At 61.8% G+C, this 19,647-nt stretch carries 16 protein-coding genes and 4 pseudogenes; 12 read left to right on the top strand and 8 right to left on the bottom strand.

Annotation, left to right across the window (positions count from 1 at the left end; genetic code table 11):
* The first annotated feature begins 371 nt into the window (after window positions 1–371).
* Complete coding sequence (locus tag OKW39_RS28040) at window positions 372–1,289, top strand: mechanosensitive ion channel family protein (protein ID WP_429564121.1); 918 nt, start codon at window positions 372–374, stop codon at window positions 1,287–1,289.
* Here OKW39_RS28040 and OKW39_RS28035 read toward each other — a convergent pair.
* Window positions 1,244–2,002 (bottom strand): M48 family metalloprotease, encoded by a 759-nt coding sequence (locus tag OKW39_RS28035; protein WP_244145030.1) that lies wholly within the window; start codon window positions 2,000–2,002, stop codon window positions 1,244–1,246. The two genes, OKW39_RS28040 and OKW39_RS28035, sit on opposite strands and share 46 nt — an antisense overlap.
* Window positions 2,003–2,053: 51 nt before the next feature.
* Window positions 2,054–2,653: a LemA family protein gene (locus OKW39_RS28030; RefSeq protein WP_090811154.1), complete on the bottom strand. Its 600-nt coding sequence runs from the start codon at window positions 2,651–2,653 to the stop codon at window positions 2,054–2,056.
* A gap of 327 nt (window positions 2,654–2,980) precedes the next feature.
* On the opposite strand from OKW39_RS28030, the gene OKW39_RS28025 reads away from it, so the two are divergent.
* From OKW39_RS28025 to OKW39_RS27995, 7 genes and pseudogenes are all read left to right on the top strand, one after another.
* Window positions 2,981–3,142: a hypothetical protein gene (locus tag OKW39_RS28025; RefSeq protein WP_429332767.1), complete on the top strand. Its 162-nt coding sequence runs from the start codon at window positions 2,981–2,983 to the stop codon at window positions 3,140–3,142.
* A 534-nt stretch (window positions 3,143–3,676) separates the two neighbouring features.
* On the top strand, window positions 3,677–4,537 hold the full coding sequence (locus tag OKW39_RS28020) for a transporter substrate-binding domain-containing protein (RefSeq protein WP_429332768.1): 861 nt from the start codon (window positions 3,677–3,679) through the stop codon (window positions 4,535–4,537).
* Window positions 4,538–4,631: 94 nt separating this feature from the next.
* Complete coding sequence (locus OKW39_RS28015; RefSeq protein ID WP_429332769.1) at window positions 4,632–5,354, top strand: ABC transporter permease; 723 nt, start codon at window positions 4,632–4,634, stop codon at window positions 5,352–5,354.
* Window positions 5,355–5,372: 18 nt separating this feature from the next.
* Window positions 5,373–6,119, top strand: a complete 747-nt coding sequence (locus OKW39_RS28010) for an ABC transporter permease (RefSeq protein ID WP_184012210.1) — start codon at window positions 5,373–5,375, stop codon at window positions 6,117–6,119.
* Between the two features lie 25 nt (window positions 6,120–6,144).
* A complete protein-coding gene (locus tag OKW39_RS28005; RefSeq protein WP_090811163.1) occupies window positions 6,145–6,936 on the top strand; it encodes an ABC transporter ATP-binding protein in 792 nt (263 codons plus the stop codon).
* 19 nt (window positions 6,937–6,955) lie between these two features.
* Window positions 6,956–8,566: an HAL/PAL/TAL family ammonia-lyase gene (locus tag OKW39_RS28000; RefSeq protein ID WP_429564120.1), complete on the top strand. Its 1,611-nt coding sequence runs from the start codon at window positions 6,956–6,958 to the stop codon at window positions 8,564–8,566.
* Window positions 8,567–8,618: 52 nt separating this feature from the next.
* A pseudogene (locus OKW39_RS27995) lies at window positions 8,619–8,852 on the top strand (GntR family transcriptional regulator); the annotation flags it as partial.
* Here OKW39_RS27995 and OKW39_RS27990 read toward each other — a convergent pair.
* Window positions 8,845–8,988: pseudogene (locus OKW39_RS27990) on the bottom strand (IS6 family transposase); the annotation flags it as partial. The pseudogenes OKW39_RS27995 and OKW39_RS27990 overlap by 8 nt on opposite strands.
* Window positions 8,989–9,142: 154 nt before the next feature.
* On the opposite strand from OKW39_RS27990, the gene OKW39_RS27985 reads away from it, so the two are divergent.
* A complete protein-coding gene (locus OKW39_RS27985; RefSeq protein WP_429564119.1) occupies window positions 9,143–10,210 on the top strand; it encodes a purine-nucleoside phosphorylase in 1,068 nt (355 codons plus the stop codon).
* A gap of 149 nt (window positions 10,211–10,359) precedes the next feature.
* On the opposite strand, the gene OKW39_RS27980 is transcribed toward OKW39_RS27985, so the two are convergent.
* The 3 genes from OKW39_RS27980 to OKW39_RS27970 form a co-directional block, all read right to left on the bottom strand.
* Window positions 10,360–10,896 carry a nucleoside deaminase gene (locus OKW39_RS27980; RefSeq protein ID WP_429564118.1) on the bottom strand — a complete coding sequence of 179 codons (537 nt, stop codon included), beginning with the start codon at window positions 10,894–10,896 and terminating at the stop codon, window positions 10,360–10,362.
* 26 nt (window positions 10,897–10,922) lie between these two features.
* Entirely contained in the window at window positions 10,923–12,035 is a 1,113-nt protein-coding gene (locus OKW39_RS27975; RefSeq protein ID WP_429359954.1) for a BMP family ABC transporter substrate-binding protein, read from the bottom strand.
* A gap of 229 nt (window positions 12,036–12,264) precedes the next feature.
* Window positions 12,265–14,145, bottom strand: coding sequence for an ATP-binding protein (locus tag OKW39_RS27970; RefSeq protein ID WP_429564117.1), 1,881 nt, complete (start codon window positions 14,143–14,145; stop codon window positions 12,265–12,267).
* Between the two features lie 326 nt (window positions 14,146–14,471).
* On the opposite strand from OKW39_RS27970, the gene OKW39_RS27965 reads away from it, so the two are divergent.
* A complete protein-coding gene (locus OKW39_RS27965; RefSeq protein WP_429564116.1) occupies window positions 14,472–15,401 on the top strand; it encodes a LysR substrate-binding domain-containing protein in 930 nt (309 codons plus the stop codon).
* Between the two features lie 210 nt (window positions 15,402–15,611).
* Here OKW39_RS27965 and OKW39_RS27960 read toward each other — a convergent pair.
* Window positions 15,612–16,115 (bottom strand): annotated as a pseudogene (locus tag OKW39_RS27960) (MBL fold metallo-hydrolase); the annotation flags it as partial.
* Window positions 16,025–16,747: pseudogene (locus OKW39_RS27955) on the bottom strand (IS6 family transposase). The pseudogenes OKW39_RS27960 and OKW39_RS27955, both read right to left, overlap by 91 nt.
* Window positions 16,748–16,882: 135 nt before the next feature.
* Here OKW39_RS27955 and OKW39_RS27950 point away from each other — a divergent pair.
* Entirely contained in the window at window positions 16,883–17,416 is a 534-nt protein-coding gene (locus OKW39_RS27950; RefSeq protein WP_429564115.1) for a hypothetical protein, read from the top strand.
* A 182-nt stretch (window positions 17,417–17,598) separates the two neighbouring features.
* The gene (locus OKW39_RS27945) at window positions 17,599–19,596 is read left to right on the top strand and encodes a PhoX family protein (RefSeq protein WP_429564114.1); all 1,998 of its coding nucleotides are present in this window, start codon (window positions 17,599–17,601) and stop codon (window positions 19,594–19,596) included.
* Window positions 19,597–19,647: the final 51 nt, after the last annotated feature.

Raw genomic sequence — 19,647 nt, 5'->3', positions numbered from 1 at the left:
TTGAGCGAGTCATGAGCCTGTTGTCCACAGGCTTGTGCCCAGCTTCTGTGGGTATCTTGAGTGGTTATCGAAACGCCTGCAGAGAAGGTCGAACGGGGCGTGAGGACATCGTTTCCGTCTCCTCGAAGTCACGCCGGCGGGGCCGTTCACGGAACTCGGGGCGGGCAGCCGCTAGCTCGGGCGGCTGCCGTTACGACAGAAGCGATCTGGATAACAGCTCAGAAAAAACACGCAGCTTTAACCGCTGATAATGCCCAAAACGGAAGTTATCTGGTTAAATTCCCGGAAGCCAGTCGAGTTCGTCCACATATACCGTCGATGCTCGCGCGCGGCAATCTACCCGCTGTCCAATATAGGGATCGTCAAGACACATGGAGAATCTTCTCGTCGAAATCAGTCCGGGCGGATGGGCCTTCCTGCTGGATATGCTCACCGCGTTCTCGATTCATCTGGGCGCCGCTGCGGGCATACTGGTGATCGGATGGTGGGTCGCGCGCCGCGCTTCGATGTCGCTGAGCCGGCTTCTTGCGCGTCAATCACGCATGGACGCCACGCTGCGACCGATCCTCTGCGACATCGGCCTGTGGGGCATTCGCATTGTCGCGATCGTCGGTGCGCTGTCGCAGTTAGGCATCCAGACGGCCAGCATCATTGCCGTGCTTGGCGCAGCCGGTCTTGCGGTCGGTCTCGCGCTGCAAGGCACGATGCAGAACATCGCGGCTGGCATCATGCTGCTAGTGTTGCGGCCGTTCAAGGTCGGCGAGTATATCGAGGGCGGAGCCGGCAGTGTCGCGGGCACGGTCGACGAAGTCAATCTGTTCACGACGCGTCTCACCAAACCCGACGGCATCTGCGAATACGTGCCGAACAGCGCGTTGTGGAGCAATTCGATCCGCAACTTCAGCCGTAATCCGATGCGCCGGCTCGATCTCGAAGTGGAGATCTCGATCGGTGACGATGTGGATCGCGCGCTTGAGGCGCTGCGCACGCTCGCCGCCGCCGACCCGCGTGCGCTCCGCGATCCCGCGCCGCAGGTGATGGTCATCCGCTTCGACGACAGCACCGCGGTGCTGAATATCCGCGTCTGGTCGAACACGGACATGTTCTGGACCATGCGCTGGGAACTCGCGCGCCGGGTGCGTCAAACATTGACCGACGCGCAATGTTCGCTGCCGTTGCGCACCCGTGAATTGCACATCGTGCCGAGCGCGACGGCCGCGTCGGTCACCGGCGCAGCCGCCGGTCAGGCAGGGTCATCCGCGATCAGAAAACCGGAGCAGGGGGTGTAACCCCCGGTTCTTCGATCCCGCGCTGTTGGCGTGGGAAGGCCGGCCGGAACCCGCCAGTTTTTGCGGCGAGCTGTGCAATGGACGCGTCTGACGCTGCGGCAGGAACTGGGGCTGCGGCCGATGATGGACAACGCCATGATCCCAAAGATCAGGCCGATCAGCCGGATGTTGAGCCGCATGTCGCCGTTGAGGATATGGCTGAACTCGTGCGCCACCACGCCCTGCAACTCGTCACGGGTCAAGTAGTCGAGGCAGCCCTGGGAGACGGCGACCACAGCATCGCCCGGGGCGTAGCCGGCCGCGAAGGCATTGATGCCGGTCTCCGGCAGAACATATACGGGGGGCACCGGCACTCCCGCAGCGAGGGCCATCTCCTCGACGACGTTGAGCAGCCGCTTCTGCCGCGCGTCGGTGGTCGTGCCGGGCACCCTCCTTACCGCCAACATCAAGGCGACGGCCTGCCCGCCAGAAGCGAGCTGGGCCACCTTGAGCGCGCTGGCACCGCCGACCAGGATGCCCACCGCCGGCGCCGCGAGCAGGAGCATGTCAGGTTGCCACCAGGACACTGGCTCGTGAGCGCCATACATGCTGAGCGCCACCAACAGACCGTACACGAGGGCGATCAGAATCAGGATCGCGAGGACGAAATAGACCACCAGCTGGAAGGTCTTGCGCCGTGCCGAATCCTGCTGCTGAAAGAAATTGGTGGCCATGGCCGGCGCGGTTTTGAGAGCGTGAAGCGCACGGAGCCGTGGCGGTTCCGGTTACCGGAACGACACCTTGGGCGCTGCGCGCTCGGCCTCTGTGGTTTCGAGCAGTGACGCTTCCTTGAAACCAAACATGCCGGCCACCATGACGGCTGGGAAGACTTCGCGCTGGTTGTTGTAGTCGGTGGCGGCGTCGTTGAAGGCTTGCCTGGCGAAGCCGATCTTGTTCTCGGTCGAGCTCAGTTCCTCCTGCAGGGCGAGCATGTTCTGGTTGGCCTTGAGGTCCGGGTACGCTTCGGATAGCGCAAAGAGCCGGCCCAGAATGCCGCCGAGCTGGGCCTCGGCCTCGTTAAACCCTTTGATGGCCGCCGGGTCGCTGGGGTTGGCGGCGACTTTCTGCTCGGCTGCCATCGCGCTGTTGCGGGCCTTGATGACGGCGTCGAGCGTCTCCCTTTCGTGACCCATGTAGCCCTTGACCGCTTCGACTAAGTTCGGAATCAGCTCGTAGCGGCGTTTGAGCTGCACGTCGATTTGGGCGAAGGCGTTCGCGAAGCGGTTCCGGGCGACCACTAGCCCGTTGTAGATGCCCATGAGGCGGAGCGCGAGCAGTAGCCCGACGCCCAGCAGCACGAGCAGGGTGACGACGACGGGACTCATTGGCCGTGACCTCCGACGAGAGGACTGCTGGTTTGGACCATCGCGCGACTATGGAAACAGGATAAGTGAAATGACATTTAATTCAATCAATTCGTGAAACTGTTATAAGACAAAGGGTGCGAATTAAGCGTGCTTCATCAATTGCCGGGTACTGGAGTAAAGAGGGCGCAGTCCGCGTGTGTGCGACGTTTTTTCGAAGACGCTTTTCCACGATGGCGATCTGTGCGGAGAGCGTCGTAATGACCGCGACGTTCGCGCGGACCGCGAGCGCAACGTCGTCGGCGAGATGCAACTGGTCGACAGGACGCGATCGACGAGCGGCAACTCGTGCTGCCGTTTAAAACCGCCGTTGGAAGTGGTGACGCGTATTACCTCATCAGACCGGAAGATTCCGACCAAGCGGCGCAGGTGCAGGAACTCCGCACCTGCCTGGAAAGCAGGCTGCCAAAACTCACCTGGCCGGGTATCCAGTTCAAGACACTGAGCTAGCGCCTGAGCCTTCGGTCGACTCATTGAGACGATCAGGAAAGGGCGAACTTCGTTACGCAGATCGGGAGCCTCCCGAGAGGTAGCTGGCCAGCAATGCAGAGCAGCGCTCGCGCAGGAAGGCATTCAACGCGCTGATCGTCGGTGTCAGTTGCGCACGGTGAGCACAAATCAAGTGCAGCGGCGAAGGCTCCAATACGCCGGCGGAAACAACTCCACCAGTCGACCTGCCTTCAGATCGTCGATGAGGTCCAGTCGCGACTTGTAGACAAGGCCTTCCCCGGCTATCGCCCAGCGACGAACTGCATCGGCATCGTCGCTGATGCGATTTACCCGTGACTGCCACTGTGCGTTCGCCGCCAGGCGGGGTAAAGCGCCAGATCCGAGCCCCTGACCTGGTGGATACCCTGAATCGGCGACATTTTCAGAAATTGCGCTTGCGCCAAAATTCGACTTCCCGCATCTTGTCTAGACAAGACGAAACCGCGATTGGCGCGCTACCGTAATGAAGTTTTCGGCAATCCAAGGAGTGTGGACATGCAGGCGAAGTGCAGATGGTTGGTCAAGAGTTTGATCGGTGCCGCGTTTGGAGCGGCGGCGCTTACGGGCAACACCGCCGAGGCGAAGGACTGGACGACAGTGACGATCGCCCTCGAAGGCGGCTACGCGCCCTGGAACATGACGCTGCCGGGCGGCAAGCTGGGCGGCTTCGAACCCGAACTCGCCGCTAACCTGTGCGCGCGGGCGCAACTCAAGTGCAATCTGGTGGCGCAGGACTGGGACGGCATGATTCCCGGCTTGCAAGCCGGAAAGTTCGATGTTCTGATGGATGCGATCTCGATCACGCCAGAGCGCGAGAAGATCATTGCCTTCTCGAAGCCGTATGCGTCCACGCCGGCGACCTTCGCGGTCACCGACACGAAGATCCTGCCGAAGGCAACCGACACCCCGGCGTCGCTGAAGCTCGATACCGACGCCAAGTCGAACGCGCCCGCTGTCCAGGCGCTGCGCACGGCGCTCAAGGGCAAGACCATCGGCATTCAGTCGGGCACGGTCTATACGCGCTTCATCAACGAGAACTTCAAGGATGTCGCGTCGATCCGCGTCTACAAGACCTCGCCGGAACGCGATCTCGATCTGTCCAATGGCCGCATCGACGCGTCGTTCGACGATGTGACGTACTACGCCGCAAATGCCGACAAGAAGGAAGCGATGCCGACGGTGACGGCCGGCCCGAAGATCGGCGGCCTGATCTGGGGGCCGGGCGAAGGCCTCGCGTTCCGCAAGCAGGACGCGGACCTGAAGACGAAGTTCGACGCGGCGATAACGTCGGCGATTACCGACGGGACTGTGAAGAAGCTTTCGGAGAAGTGGTTCAAGACCGACGTGACGCCCTGAGCGTCGCTCACAACGTGACCGCGCGCTTCGGCCTGATCCGGCTCGAAAGGCTGATGCCGCGCGGCTTGTTTCGCAGGCTTGGTGAGGTGGCTTGATGGCTCTTTTCGAAATGCTCGGCTTCGGGACCGATGGCTGGGGCGGCCTGCTCCTGCTCGGTGCGTTCATGACGGTGGTGCTGACGCTTGCGGCGCTCGCGATCGGCGCGGTATTCGGCGCGCTCGTCGCAGCGGCAAAGCTCTCGCGCTTTCGCACGGCGCGCGTGATCGGCGACTTCTACACGACCGTCTTCCGCGGCGTGCCGGAACTGCTTGTCATCTATCTGTTCTACTTTGGCGGCTCGACGCTGGTGTCCTCGATCGGGCAGTGGTTCGGTGCCGACGGCTTCATTGGCGTGCCGCCGTTCGTGATTGGCGCGTTCGCGGTGGGCATGATTTCCGGCGCGTATCAGACGGAGGTCTATCGCGCCGCCGTGCTAGCTGTCTCGCGCGGCGAACTCGAAGCTGCGCGCGCGATCGGCATGCCGACGTTCACCATGGCGCGCCGCATCCTGATTCCCCAGGTGCTGCGATTCGCACTGCCGGGTATCGGCAATGTGTGGCAGTTGAGCCTCAAGGACTCGGCGCTGATCTCGGTCACCGGTCTCGTCGAATTGCTGCGTGCCAGCCAGGTCGCGGCGGGATCGACACACCAGTACTTCCTGTTCTTCGTCGTTGGCGGAGCGCTCTATCTCGCGATGACGGGCGTTTCGAACCGTGTGTTCGGCCGGGCGGAGACGATCGTCGGCCGCTCCTTCAAGCGCAACTTCGCGCGCAACTGACGCAAGGGCGGCCTCATCATGCATATCGATTTCGATTTTCTTCTCGACACGACGCGCCAGCTCGTTGCCGCCGTGCCGACCACGCTGAGCCTCTTTTTCACCTCGCTCGTGCTCGGCGGCCTGCTTTCGCTCGTGATCGTCACGATGCGCGTCTCGCCGCACTGGCTGCCTAACCGCTTCGCGCGCGCCTATATTCTCGTGTTCCGCGGCTCGCCGCTGCTGATCCAGATGTTTCTCGTCTACTACGGGCTCGGACAGTTCGGCGTGATCCGCGAAAGCTTCCTGTGGCCCGTGCTGCGCGAGCCCTACGTGTGCGCCGTGCTCTCGCTCGCGCTGTGCACGGCGGGCTACACCGCCGAGATCATCCGCGGCGGCCTGATGGCCGTGCCGGTCGGGCAGATCGAGGCGGGTCATGCAATCGGCCTGTCGGGCTTCGCGCTGCTGCGCCGCGTGATCGGCCCCATCGCGTTGCGGCAGTGCCTGCCCGCCTATTCGACTGAAGCCGTGCTGCTCGTCAAGTCGACGGCGCTCGCAAGCCTTGTCACCGTCTGGGAAGTGACTGGTGTCGCGCAACAGATCATTCAGCAGACCTATCGCACGACGGAGGTGTTCACGTGCGCTGCGCTGATCTATCTATGCCTGAATTTCCTCGTGGTGCGCCTCATCGGCCTCGTCGAGCGGCGCCTCTCGCGCCATCTGCGCGCCGCGCCCACCGTCGTGCGCCGTCCCGCCACGCAACTCGAAACCCGCCGCGTCGCGTCTTGATCGGCCCATCTTTCCGGAGAATCGTATGAACGCAGTCGCACCGGTCGCCCTGTCCGTGAGGAACATCCACAAGTCGTTCGGCGACCATCATGTGCTCAAGGGCATTTCGCTCGACGCCCACGAAGGCGACGTGATTTCGATCCTGGGTGCGAGCGGCTCGGGCAAGAGCACGTTCCTGCGCTGCCTGAACCTACTTGAGATGCCCGACGACGGCACCGTCGCGCTTGCCGGCGAAGCGCTGAAGATGAAGCGCCGCCGTGACGGCAAGCTGCAACCGGGCGACCGCCGCCAGGTGGACCGCGTGCGCTCGCAGCTCGGTATGGTGTTCCAGAACTTCAACCTGTGGTCGCACATGACGGTGCTGCAGAACCTGATCGAAGGCCCGATGCGCGTGCAAAAGCGCAGCCGCGCCGAAGCGGTCGAGGAAGCCGAGGCGCTGCTCGCGAAGGTCGGCCTCGCCGACAAGCGTGGCCACTATCCCGCACATCTTTCGGGCGGCCAGCAGCAGCGCGTGGCAATCGCGCGCGCACTCGCGATGCATCCGAAGGTGATGCTGTTCGACGAGCCAACTTCGGCGCTCGATCCCGAACTCGTGGGCGAAGTACTGCGCGTCATGCGCACGCTTGCCGACGAGGGCCGCACGATGCTCGTCGTCACGCACGAGATGGGCTTCGCGAAACACGTTTCCAATCGCGTGATGTTCCTGGATCAGGGCCAGGTCGATTCGGACGGCACGCCCGCGGAGGTATTCGGCGAACTGAAGTCGGAGCGCTTCCGCCAGTTCGTGTCGAGCCATCAGGACCGCAACGCACATTGATCCATCGTCGGGGTTCATCATGACCGTCATCCGTACCGGAAGCCCGCTGGACTGGCGCGAAGTCTGCGCCGTCGCGGCAGGCGCACCGCTCGAGCTTTCCGCGCAAGCGCGCGAGCGCATTGGCGCCGCGCGCGCGCTCGTTGAGCAGATCATCGCGCGCGGCATGCGCGCCTATGGCGTGAACACCGGGGTCGGCGCGTTGTGCGACGTGGTGGTGTCGCCGGCCGAACAGCACACGCTTTCGCACAACATTTTGATGAGCCACGCGGTGGGCGTCGGCGCGTCGCTCGGCGCGCAGGAGACGCGCGCGATCATGGCCGCAGCCATCAACAATTACGCGCACGGGCATTCGGGCGTGCGCGTCGAACTCGTCGAGCGGCTCGTCGCGCTGCTCCAGGCCGATTGCCTGCCCGAAGTGCCCGCGCTCGGTTCGGTCGGCTATCTGAGCCACATGGCGCATATCGCACTCGTGTGCGTCGGCGCGGGGCACGTGAACTGGCGTGGTGAGCGCATCAGCGGCGCGGAGGCGCTGCGCCGGCTGGGGCTCGAACCCTTGTCGCTCGAAGCGAAAGAAGGCTTGAGCCTCGTGAACGGCACGCCGTGCGTGACCGGGCTCGCGGCGCTCGCGCTGCAACGCGCGCACCGGCTGCTCGACTGGGCCGACGCCGTGGCGGCGATGAGCTTCGAGAATCTCGGCGGGCAGATGGTGGCGTTCGACGCGGGCTCGCTCGCGTATCGCATCTCACCGGGCCTTGCGCAGGTCGGCGCGCGCATGCGCGCGGCGCTGCTGGGCAGCGGTCTGCTGGCGGCGGCACTCGGACGGCGTACGCAGGATCCGCTCAGCATGCGCACGATTCCGCATGTGCACGGTGCGGCGCGCGATGTGCTGGCTGCGACGGCCGAAGTCGTGAACCGCGAACTCGCCTCGACGACTGACAATCCGATCATCGCCGGCACGCCCGAGGAGCCGCGCGTGTTCTCGCAGGCGCACGCCGTCGGCGCGTCGATCGCGCTCGCCATGGACAGCCTCGCGGTTGCGGTCGCGCAGGTGGCCGCGATGGCGGAGCGGCGTCTCGATCGTCTCGTCAATCCGCTCGTGAGCGGGTTGCCCGCGTTTCTCGCGCAAGCGAGCGGCACGCGCTCGGGCTTCATGATCGCGCAATACACGGCGGCGGCGCTGGTCGCGCAGAACCGCCGCGAGGCCGCGCCCGCGAGCCTCGACGGCGGTGTGACGTCCGGCTTGCAGGAAGATCACCTTTGCCACGCCACGCCGGCCGCGCTCAAGGCGCTTGCCGTCATCGACAACAGCGGCCGCATATTTGGCATTGAACTGCTTGCCGCGGTTCAGGCATACGACCTGCAGCCTATCGCGGCCGAGCGCGCGCCGTATACGCAGGCGTTGTATAGCCAGGTTCGCGCTGTCTTGCCGACCTACCGTGACGACCGTCCGCTTGCGGACGACATGACACGCGCATTCCACATGATCATGGATGATGGTCCGCCGCCGTTGCCTGGCCCGCTGACGGTCCGGCCCTCACGGGATTTCTGCATTCCGGCACCAACGGACTGCGTGGCGGGCAGCGCGGCGGCCTCGGCGAACGATGCTTTGCCCGGGGCGGTGGGTACTTGAGGCTGGCGTCGCGCGGCGCGCGCAAATCGTTCACGGTGCAACCAGAACAGTCATGACTGAGGCGGCGCGGGCGGGTGGAGAGGCGAAGCGGTTGAAGCTGCAGCGCAAGCTCGCGCCAGCATACGAACAGATAAAGCGCTATGTAATCGAGCGCATAGCCGATGGCACTTGGAAGCCTGGAGACGCGATCCCTTCGGAAACCGAGTTGGTCGAGGAGTCCGGAGTCGCACGCATGACCGTTTCGCGCGTGTTGCGCGAGTTGAGCGCACGACGTGTTCTCACGCGGCGGTATCTTTGAGGCCGAGCTTCGCCAGGTTGAATTGGCCTTTGCGAATGCGATGCGTCAACTCAATGCCTGCCAGAGTGATCGCGGCGTTCCTGAAACGGTTAAAGCCGAGCATGACATTCGTCCGCTTGGCAATTCAGATTTTTCTCTGCTTATACTCACTGTCACCTGAACGGCTCACGCCCAGGTCCCACGCTGCACGCCGACAAAAAACCACGACGTCAGTCGACAACACGGCACGCGACTCACTTTTCGCAACCGCAGTTCTTACATATCAGGTGGGACCTCTTATGCTAAATCGTGCTTTTGGTGCAGCAATTTCATCGTTGCTCGTGGCAGGCGCGGCAGTTGCACCGGCCATCGCGCATGCCGACGACAGCTTCGCGCAGGACGACGGCGCGTCGCATGGCCGGCCGGTCAAGGTGATGATCATTTCGATGTTCGGTCCGGAAGGCCAGGTGTGGCTCGATCATCTCGGCCCGTGGCAGGACATCACCGTCGCGGGCCTGTCTCCTGACTACCCTGCCGTACACTGCAATCGCCAGGAGGTCTGCGTGATGACGACGGGGATGGGGCACGCGAATGCCGCCGCGTCGATCATGGCGCTGACGTTCTCGCCGCGTTTCGACTTGCGTCATACGTACTTCATGGTGGCGGGCATCGCTGGTATTGATCCGCTTCAGGGCACCGTCGGTTCCGCTGCGTGGGCGAACTGGCTCGTCGACTTCGGGATTCAATGGGAAATCGACGGACGCGAAATTCCGCCGGGCTGGAATACCGGCTATCTCGGCATCAACACGACGGGCCCGACGCAGAAGCCGCCGCTCGACTATCGCACCGAAGTGTTCCAGCTCAATCCGGCGCTTTCGAGCGCGGCATTCGCGCTGTCGCGCAACGTGACGCTGACCGACGACGCACAGGCGCAGGCTGCCCGCGCCAAATACAACTATGCGCCCGCGAACCGTCCGCCGACCGTGATCCAGTGTGACACGCTGGCGGGCGATACCTGGTGGTCGGGCACCGATCTCGGCGAGCGCGCGCGGCAATGGACGAAGATCCTGACCGACGGCAAGGGCACCTATTGCACGACGCAGCAGGAAGACAACGCCACCTTCGAGGCGCTGACGCGCGCGGCGACCGTGCATCGCGTCGACCTGAACCGTGTCGCGGTGCTGCGCGCTGGCTCGGACTTCGACCGGCCGTACGCGGGCCAGTCGAGCGCGGACAATCTGCTCAACTACTCGTCGCAGGGCGGCTTCACGATCGCGATCGACAATCTGTTCCTCACGGGCAATCCGCTCGTGCAGGACATCGTCACGCATTGGGGCGAGTGGCGCGACGGCGTACCGCAGCGGTAGCGCGTTTGCGGCGTGGTGAAGGGTACCGCGTGCCGGTCTGCACAGCGCTCGTGTCCACCGTTGTCGTCAGTTGCCGCGGCGGCCGCTGCGCGGGCGGTGGCGGCTCCGCGCGCGGCATGATGCGAACATAAGGCCGCGATGCGCCATGCTCATCGGCGTCCCCAGAACCTGCGCTGCACCTGCATCACTTCTTCCTCGACCTCGGCCACGGGTCCAACCAGTTCAATGCGCTTCTGGCAATGGTCGAAGACATACCGCGACGACACACTCATCGTCGAATTCTCTGCATGATTGCCCGTGGCTTGCAGCAGGCGCTCTTCCGTCATTGCAAAAACCACCCGCCCAATGTTGGCCCAATATGCCGTGCCTGCGCACATGCAACATGGCTCAACCGTCGTATAGAGCGTGCAAGCCCACAAGAATTGCGGCGTAAAGTTGAGCGCGGCGATACGCGCGAGCACCGCTTCCGCATGATTGACGGAATCGACATTGCCCTGTTCTATTAGAACCGACTCCTGATCAGGCCCGACGAGTATGGCGCCAAACGGGTGACGGCCCAACAGCATCGCACGTTCTGCGATAACGCTTGCATGACGCAGATGGCGGACGATCTGCTCGCGTGTCGGCGCGAGCCCCTGCTCAGGGAACGCCGACGCGTTCTGTTTCGGGGAAATGACAAGGCTCAAAGTGTGTCTCCTCCACGTTGGCTGAGTTACTTCGGCAACGTGCCCTCGACCCCCTGCACGAACCAGTTGAGCCGCAGCAACTCGGCGTCGGGCAGCGACGTGCCGGCTGCCACCTTGATCGCGCCATTCTGATCCCTGATCGGTCCGGAGAACGGATCGAATCTGCCCGCGATAATGTCGTCGCGCTTTTGCGCCAGCGCCTTTTGCGCGGCAGGCGATACGGCTGCAGTGTTGATGTCAGCGAGGTCGATTGCTTTTTCCTTGAGACCCCACCACGTCGGCGCGTTGGTCCACGTGCCGGATTGCACCTGTTCGATCAGGTGAGAGTAGTAGACGCCCCAGTAGCTCACGCATGCGCCCAGTTGGGCATTCGGGCCGAACTTCTTCATGTCCGAGTCCCAACCGAACGCGTGCACTTTCTTCTGCTCGGCAGTCTGCATTGTCGCCGTCGAATCGGTGTTCTGGATCAGCACGTCGGCTCCCTGGCCGATCAGCGTTTCGGCCGCCTGTTTCTCCTTGCCTGGATCGAACCAGCTATTGATCCATATGACCTTTACCTTCGCATTCGGATTGATCGAACGCGCACCCATTGTGAAGGCGTTAATGTTGCGCACCACTTCCGGGACCGGCACCGAGGCGACGAAGCCGAGCGTATTCGTCTTCGTCGTATAGCCGGCGACGAGCCCAGCCAGATAGGCGCTCTGGTACGTGCGCACGTCATAGGTCGCAAAGTTCGTGGCCTTCTTGTATCCGGTCGCATGCTCGAAGACGACGTCGGGATAATCCTTTGCAGTCTTCAGTTCGAAGTCCTGGAATCCGAAGCTCGAGCCCACGATAATCTTGTTGCCCTTGTTCGCGAGGTCGCGAAACACGCGCTCTGAGTCAGCGGATTCGGGTACGTTCTCGACGCGCGTGACCTTGATCTTGTCACCGAACCTCGCTTCGATCGCCTTCACACCCTGTTCGTGTGCGTAGGTCCAGCCAGCGTCACCGGGGTTGCCGAGGTAGACGAACGCGACGCCCATCGGCACCGCGGCGGTGGCAGTGGGGCTCAACGCGACATAGATGCCAAGCGCGGCTAAAAGCGTAACCGCAGGGCGCAGTGAGCGCACCACCGCGCGAGCGAAGTTTGTTCTCATGGAGTCTCCGAAGATGGGGAACTGGAAGGAGACGACGCCAGTCGTCCAGCCGACTGGCTGCGTCGCGTCAGCGATGATGGTGAGTCAATATCAAGGCCGAAATATCGATTCGTTATGTGTCGTATAACGGAATGGATATGAAGCCATTGGGAAATTGACCTGCGGATCGCGGAGTTCGAATAGGAGACCGCGATCGTCGTGTGGGCCAGCGACAGGCCGCGCTCGGACATCATTGTCGGACGATGAGATCGGGGGGCAACACTTTAACTGATTCACCTTCACTATTTGCACCGGAACCGTCGCCTGTATCGCCAGCAAGAGCCAGCACTTCCGTCCACGATTGTGCCGACTTTGACACGGGCCCCTGAGCATAGATCAATGCCGAGGCGAGAGCGGCACGTACGCGCATTTCGGTGTCTGAGTCCACCGAGGCAGCGGGCAGTTCTTCAAGCGCATCGATGGCCTGCTCGGCACGCGTGCAGCATTCGTGAATCAGGCCCGCATCGAGCAGCGCCTCTGTGAGACCTGCCGCGAGCTCGACTCCAATCCGCGTATCGCCATGCTGTGAGAACGCCCAATCGAAAGCGCTGCGTGCATCATCCAGCGACTGCCGGAAATCGATTTCCAGGTCCAATTGTTCAGCGAGACTGTCAGCCAGACACGGTCGCAAGCAATGGGAGACATAGCGTGCATGGCGCGCCGCGATCAGCCTCTGCTCGCCTTGCGCATGCAGCTTCTCCAGCGCATAGGCACGTGCCGAATCGGAAAGGCGATACCTGCTTACCGGCCCCTCCAGCTCAATGTTGACGAGCGATTTCGCCACCAGATCGCCGATGCCGCCGATCGCGTCCGCCACAGCGTATTTCTCGTCGCACACCACCGCGCACATCGCATCGAACGTAAAGCCGCCGCTGAATACCGCGAGGCGCCTGAACAGTAACTGATGGCATGGATTCAGGATGAAGAAACTCCAGTCGAACGTCGCACGTAAGGTTTGATGGCGTGGCAGAGCGGTCCGGTAGCCGCCCGTCAGCAAACTGAAACGGTCGTGCAGATAGCGATGAACACCCCCAATGCCGAGGCCAGCGACGCGCGCCGCTGCCAGCTCGATCGCCAAAGGAATGCCGTCCAGCCGGCGGCAGATCTCGCCGATGAGATGAATTTCCTCGCAGCCGGCGTATGCATACCGTTGGATTGAATTGACGCGCAGCAAAAACAACTTTACCGCTGAAAACTGGACGATCTCCGCATGGGTTGAATGCGAAGGCGGCACGTCGAGCGGCTCGACCCGGTACACCGTCTCTTGCATCAGGCGAAGCGGTTCACGACTCGTTACCATCACACGCAGAATTTTGCTTGCCGCTACGAGTGCGTCGACGATCCGCGCGACCGCGTCGATCACATGCTCGGCGTTATCCAGCACGAGGAGCAGACGTTTGCCGGAAACCGCCGCAGCCAGTTGCGCAATGTCGACTGCAGCATCGAGCGTGGACAGCCCGCATGCTTCGGCGACCTCGCATAGGACCGCATCTTCGGTTGTTGCCGTGGCAAGTTCGACAAAACACACAGCGCGGGAAGAATCGTTCGATGCCTGCCGTGCTACCTCTATAGCCAGGCTCGTCTTCCCTATACCGCCGGCTCCAGTGAGCGTCAATACCAACGTACTCTGGAGCAACATGCTGATCTGCCGAACGGCCGCGTCGCGGCCTGTGAGCCGGGTTTCGCGTAGCGGCAGGCTACGTCTGAAGGCTCGGGACTCGACCGCAGGAGCCGGGCTCTCAACGGGTCGTCGTCGCAACTGATACCCGCGACCAGGGATCGTGACAATCAGGTTGCGATCCTCACCAAGTATTTTGCGTAACGCGGACAGATGGACCTGGATATTGTTTTCTTCGACGACGGTTTTCGGCCAGACACTATCCAACAATTCGTCTTTCGTAACGAGTCGTCCAGCGGCCGACACGAGCACGGCAAGAATATCGAAGGCGCGAGATCCGACAGGTACGAGCGTGCCGCTTTGGTGCAGCGTCCGCATCTCCAAATCGATCTGAAACCGGCCCAGGTCGATCATGCTGGTGCCGTAATTCGCGGGTCGCTCGGTAACCGTCATGTTTGTGCTCGCATTGATCGAGGTGAGTTGCGCGCCGGCTTTATGCCGGTGTCAGTCGCATTCCGGCTAAGCAGAGAAGTTGCCCATCTGGTCTGCGGAAGCCCGAACGTCGCGGCGTATGTCTCCAGAAACAGCCTGTTTGATTTATTAAATCTCCGTGACATTGGAGAAAGTTTTGTCTCACCAGACTCGACAGCGCGCCTGCGCCCTCCGGCGGCTGTATTCCCTCGCGAAGGAATTGAGGATTCTGACGGACCGAGTCTGCCAGCTTTACTTTTGTTCACAAACTGGTCTATAAACAAAATTCTTTTGAAAAGAAATCAAGAATGAATATCACCCTCGACGAATTGGCGACTTTCATGGCCGTGGTCGATACCGGCTCGATGACGGCAGCTGCCCAACATCTCGACCTGACAGTGTCGGCGGCCAGCCGGACGCTGGGGCGCCTCGAGGAAAAGCTGAAAACGACCTTGATGCGCCGGACCACGCGCAGGATGGAGCTGACCGAAGAAGGGCGCGCGTTCCTTCAACACGCGCGCGCCATCATCGATTCCGTGGAAAGCGCGGAGGAACAGATGGTCGCGCGGCGGGAAAACCCATCGGGGCTCCTGCGGATCAATGCAGCGTCGCCTTTCATGCTGCACGTGATCGCACCGCTTGTGCAAGGCTACCGCGCGCGCTATCCGCACGTTCACCTGGAGCTGAACACGAACGACGGCATCATCGATCTACTCGAGAGCCGCACCGATGTCGCTATTCGAATTGGCCGGCTCAAGGATTCGACGCTGCATAGCCGGCTTGTTGGCAGTAGCCGCATGCGTGTTCTTGCGAGTCCCGACTATCTTGAGGCGCACGGACATCCGCGCGAGGTCGCTGATCTTGGCAAGCACGTACTGCTGGGCTTTACACAACCGGAGTCGCTCAATGTCTGGCCGTTGCTCGGTGCCGACGGTGAGCCGTACCGTATCGAGCCGGTGGCAAGTTCATCGAGCGGCGAGACGCTTCGTCAACTGGCGCTCGAAGGCGTGGGCGTTGTCTGCCTGTCGGATTTCATGACCGACCGGGACCGCGAAACAGGGCGTCTCGTGCAGATCCTCGCCCGTCAGACCAAGGACGTCCGTCAGCCAATCCATGCTGTCTATTACCGCAATACAGCCGTTTCTTCGCGAATAGCATCGTTCATCGATTATCTGATGGGCGAGATTGGAGGCAACGGGGCGACTCAGCATCAGACTGCGTGGGCGCGTCAAGCTTAGCCCGGATCGACTAACAGCGGATTCAACCGGTCGATGCAACACAATGAACGTCGCATGAGCGGCGGGAGTGTTGCAAATGAAACAGAGGCGCCGGATCTATTACAGCGAAAGCCAGAAGGCGTTGATGTGGGAACGCTGGCGTAGTGTTCGTCGTTGGTCCAGTGCAGAGTGCCGGACCGGTATCAGACATGGTTGCTTCTGTTCGCGGCCTCATACTTCGGTCTCATAAAGCAGACCGTAGCTTCCGCTCGTTCGCTTTATTCGCGCGAAGCCGAGTTCCCCCAAATGCATACCGGCGATCAAAAGTCCCTCCGAGCTGACCAGGTCCAGAAGCCGTGAACGTGTGGTGGCTGCCAGGGAAGGGTCTTGATCGAATGCAATCGATACGTCTGGCCGTTTAATCTGGATGTGAGGAAAATGAACAATATCTCCCCAAACAAGCAGGCCCTGATCATGGGGTTCGAGAAGATATCCGGAGTGTCCATCTGTGTGTCCCGGTAGCGGCATCGCTCTGATACCGGGCAGCACTTCGCCCTCGTCGAAAGTACGGAGCTTGTCGCGGTAGCCGTCGAACACTTGACGGGCTATCAGGAAGTTACCGCGGGCACGCTCGCTGGCACGACTTAGATTTCCGTCATCCTGCCAAAATTCGACCTCTCGCTGATGAGCAACAAGTTCCGCATTCGGAAAGGTAACTTGTCCGGCTGTGTCCACGTCCTCCGACATTGAGCTACCTCGATGCCACCGAGCAGGATGCGTGCGCACCGGAAATTCTTGAACCCGAGCATGGAGCGGGTACGCCGTTTAATCGCGCGGTGGTCCTGTTCGATGATATTGTTCAAGTACTTCGTCTGCCGGATCTTGATGGGCGTTTCGCGCTCGGCGTTGATGGCTTGCAACGCTGCCATATTGGCGCCGCTTTTGTCGATCGTCACAGTCTCGGGTTCGCCATTCAGGGCCATCGACTTTTCGAAATACCGCCGCGCCGCAGTCTTATCCCGATGGGCCCGTAACAGAAAGTCGATGGTGTTGCCGGCCTTTTTGACGGCGCGATACAGGTATTTCCATTGGCCCTTGACCTTGATGTAGGTCTCGTCGACGCGCCAGCTCTTGCGCACGGGGCGTTTGTGGCGGCGAAACGGTTTTTACAGCGCCGGCAGCAGCTTGAGCGCCCAACGGTGCACGGTTGAATGATCCACTGAGATGCCTCGCTCGGCCATCATTTCTTCGAGGTTTCGCAGGCTAAGCAGATAGGCCACATACCAGCGAACACAAGTCAGGATCACATCAAGCGGGTAATGCAGGCGTTTGAGCACGCGGGCAACGGTCGGATTCAGAGTCTTCATCAAGCTTTCAGTCGTTCATCTGTTCCGCACATCATAGGCGACCGCCTTATTGCAACAGAACCGGTCCGCCGGACGGAAAAGTAAAGCGCAAAAGCCATTCGCGCTGCGCTTCGTGTCGACGCCAAACGTGCAGCGTTGCATACACCCGTTCCATCGTCCGATACCGCTGCTGATTCCACGACGGAAGGCTCGTCCGGATTAGGCGAAGCCGTGCACGAAGCACGTCTGTGGCACGACGACGGCTTGACCGCGCGCGTCATCAAGAACGAAGACGACGAAGGCTGGGCCGTCGAAATGATCAAGGACGGCGAAGCGGAACCGGCGCTCGTCGGGCCGTGGACGATGGGCCGCAACAAGAAGGATCCGAAACCCCTCGACACGTCGGCGTTCAACACGCTGGTGAAGACCGCCTCAGAAGTCCTGCGCCGCCATGAGCAGCAACTGCGTGCGCAACTCCATAAAGAAGTGCGGGTGGCGAGCGCGGACGGTAACGACGAACTCGACATCACGCTGGACATCGTTGCGGACGACATCGAACCGTACGCGCTGCTGACCGCGCTCGACACCTTCGGCGAGCAGTTGGCGCAAGTGCAGGTCGCGCCCAGCTTCAAGCTCAGCAAGGCGAGCGCCGTGGCCTGGGTCGAAAACGAATTTCGCCGCCCGGGCTAGAGGCGGGGCAGGCCGGCTGACCAGGCTGATTCAAAAATTACTAACGCCTGTCAATATTCTTTCATATTAACTTCATAGAATGCTCGCGTCATAGCGGCGCGAGCGTGAACCAATTGGTTTGGGGCTGACTGCGTGCCGGCTGTGCATTCACCCACGCTACCCGAACCCTGGATCACGACAACATGGCAGAGCCGTTCGACATTTCCCGCCGCAAGGCCCTGAAACTACTTGCCGGTGCGCCGATGCTGCCGCTAGGCGGCATCGCCACGGCGTCGATGCTGACCGCTTGCGGCGGCGATCTGGCAAATCCGTCGGCCAATTCCACCACGCCTACTACGCCTGCCACCCCGGTTGCGAACTTCACTTCGGCGTCTTTCACCAGCATGCCGGCGCCGTCGCTCGCCAATCCGTCGCTGATGGCAACCACCACGGTCGGCTCAGGCCTGACGGTTTCGTATTCCGACGGCTCCCAAAAGGCTTACAAACTCGCGTACCAGCCGTTCTTCATGACCGGCGATCTGGTCCCGGACGGCAACGGCGGCACCGTGCTGGCCGGCGGGTACTTCGACATCAACAACCAGCCGATCGACGACGACTCGGTGCCCGCGCAACGGCGCCAGTTCTTTTCGGACTCGCCGGACGGTACGTCGCTGCTGAAGATCGATGGCGCGAAGGTCGCCGGCGTAAAGGGCAACACGGTGTTCGCTGTGGTCCAGTTCGAATACACGACGCGCTCGCAGTCCGGCAGTGACATGTATGGCCGCCTCCCGTCGCCGATCGCGGTGCTGACGCTGGATCAGGATCCGGCCACCGGCAAGTTGACGCTCGTCAAGTATCACAACGTCGACACGTCGCCCGCGAATGGGCTGTGGATCACCTGCGGCGCGAGCCTGTCGCCGTGGAACACGCATCTGTCGAGCGAGGAATACGAGCCGGATGCGTTCACGGCCAGCTCGAGCAATCTGGCGCAGTACAAGGCGTTCAACGATAACCTGTACGGCAACACGAACATTGCTTTCAACCCGTATCTCTATGGTCATCTGCCGGAAATCACGGTCAAGGCGGATGGCACCGGCTCGGTCAGAAAACACTATTGCCTCGGGCGCATTTCGCACGAACTGGTGCAGGTGATGCCGGACAACCGCACGGTCCTGATGGGCGACGACGCGACCAACAGCGGCCTCTTCATGTTCGTGGCGGACAACGAGAAGGACCTGTCGGCCGGCACGTTGTATGTGGCGAAAGTGGGCGCGGGCTTCTCGGTCGATCCGGCCGCGGCGGGCGCGGACCTGACGTGGATCAGATTGGGTCACGCGACGAGCGCGGAAGTCGAGGCCATGGCGAAGTCGAATCGGCCGCAGGACGTCATCGACGTCAAGTGGACCGATCCTGCCGACGCTAACTACCGGAAGATCTTCGCCGGCGGCACCGCGCAGTGGGTCAGGATCATGCCGGGCAAGGAGAAGGTTGCGGCTTTCCTCGAAACCCATCGCTACGCTTACCTGGCGGGCGGCAGCATGGGCTTCACGAAGATGGAGGGGACGACGGTCAACATCAAGGACAAGATCGCGTACTCCGCTTTGCAGAACATCGTCGACTCGATGGTGAAGGGCAACGCGAAGGGCTGGAACGCGGAGAGCAACATTTCCGTCGACGCCGCGATCAACGCCGGCGGCGTGCTTCAGCACAAGCTCGCGGGCGGCCAGAAGGATAACCAGGGTGCCGCGATCAACAGCGAGTGGGTGCCGGTGCACACCAGCGCGCTGCTGGTCGGCAAGGACATCGCCGCCGACGCGCTCGGCAACAAGGCCGACCCGGAGTTGGTCGCCAACCCGGACAACCTGAAATTCTCGGAGAAGCTGCGCACGCTCTTTATCGGCGAGGACAGCGGCTACCACGTGAACAATTTCCTGTGGGCGTACAACGTCGACACGAAGCAGCTCACGCGTCTGCTGTCGACACCCGCCGGCGCCGAATCGACCGGTCTGCATGCGGTCGACGAACTCAACGGCTGGACCTACATCATGAGCAACTTCCAGCATGCCGGCGACTGGGGCAGCCAGCATACGCAGGCGCTCAGGGACACGCTCGATCCGCTTGTGCGCGCGAATTACAGGGATCGCTTCGGCGCGTCGGTCGGCTATCTGACAGCAGACCCGACATCGATCAAGCTGGTGTGACGGCAAGGCTCGCAGAGATCCTCGCAAGTCTCATTGTGGGGAAATTGATGG

The sequence above is a fragment of the Paraburkholderia sp. MM6662-R1 genome, assembly GCF_050436245.1.
Taxonomy (GTDB): Bacteria; Pseudomonadota; Gammaproteobacteria; order Burkholderiales; family Burkholderiaceae; genus Paraburkholderia; species Paraburkholderia tuberum.
This window is presented reverse-complemented; position numbering and strand designations above follow the sequence as displayed.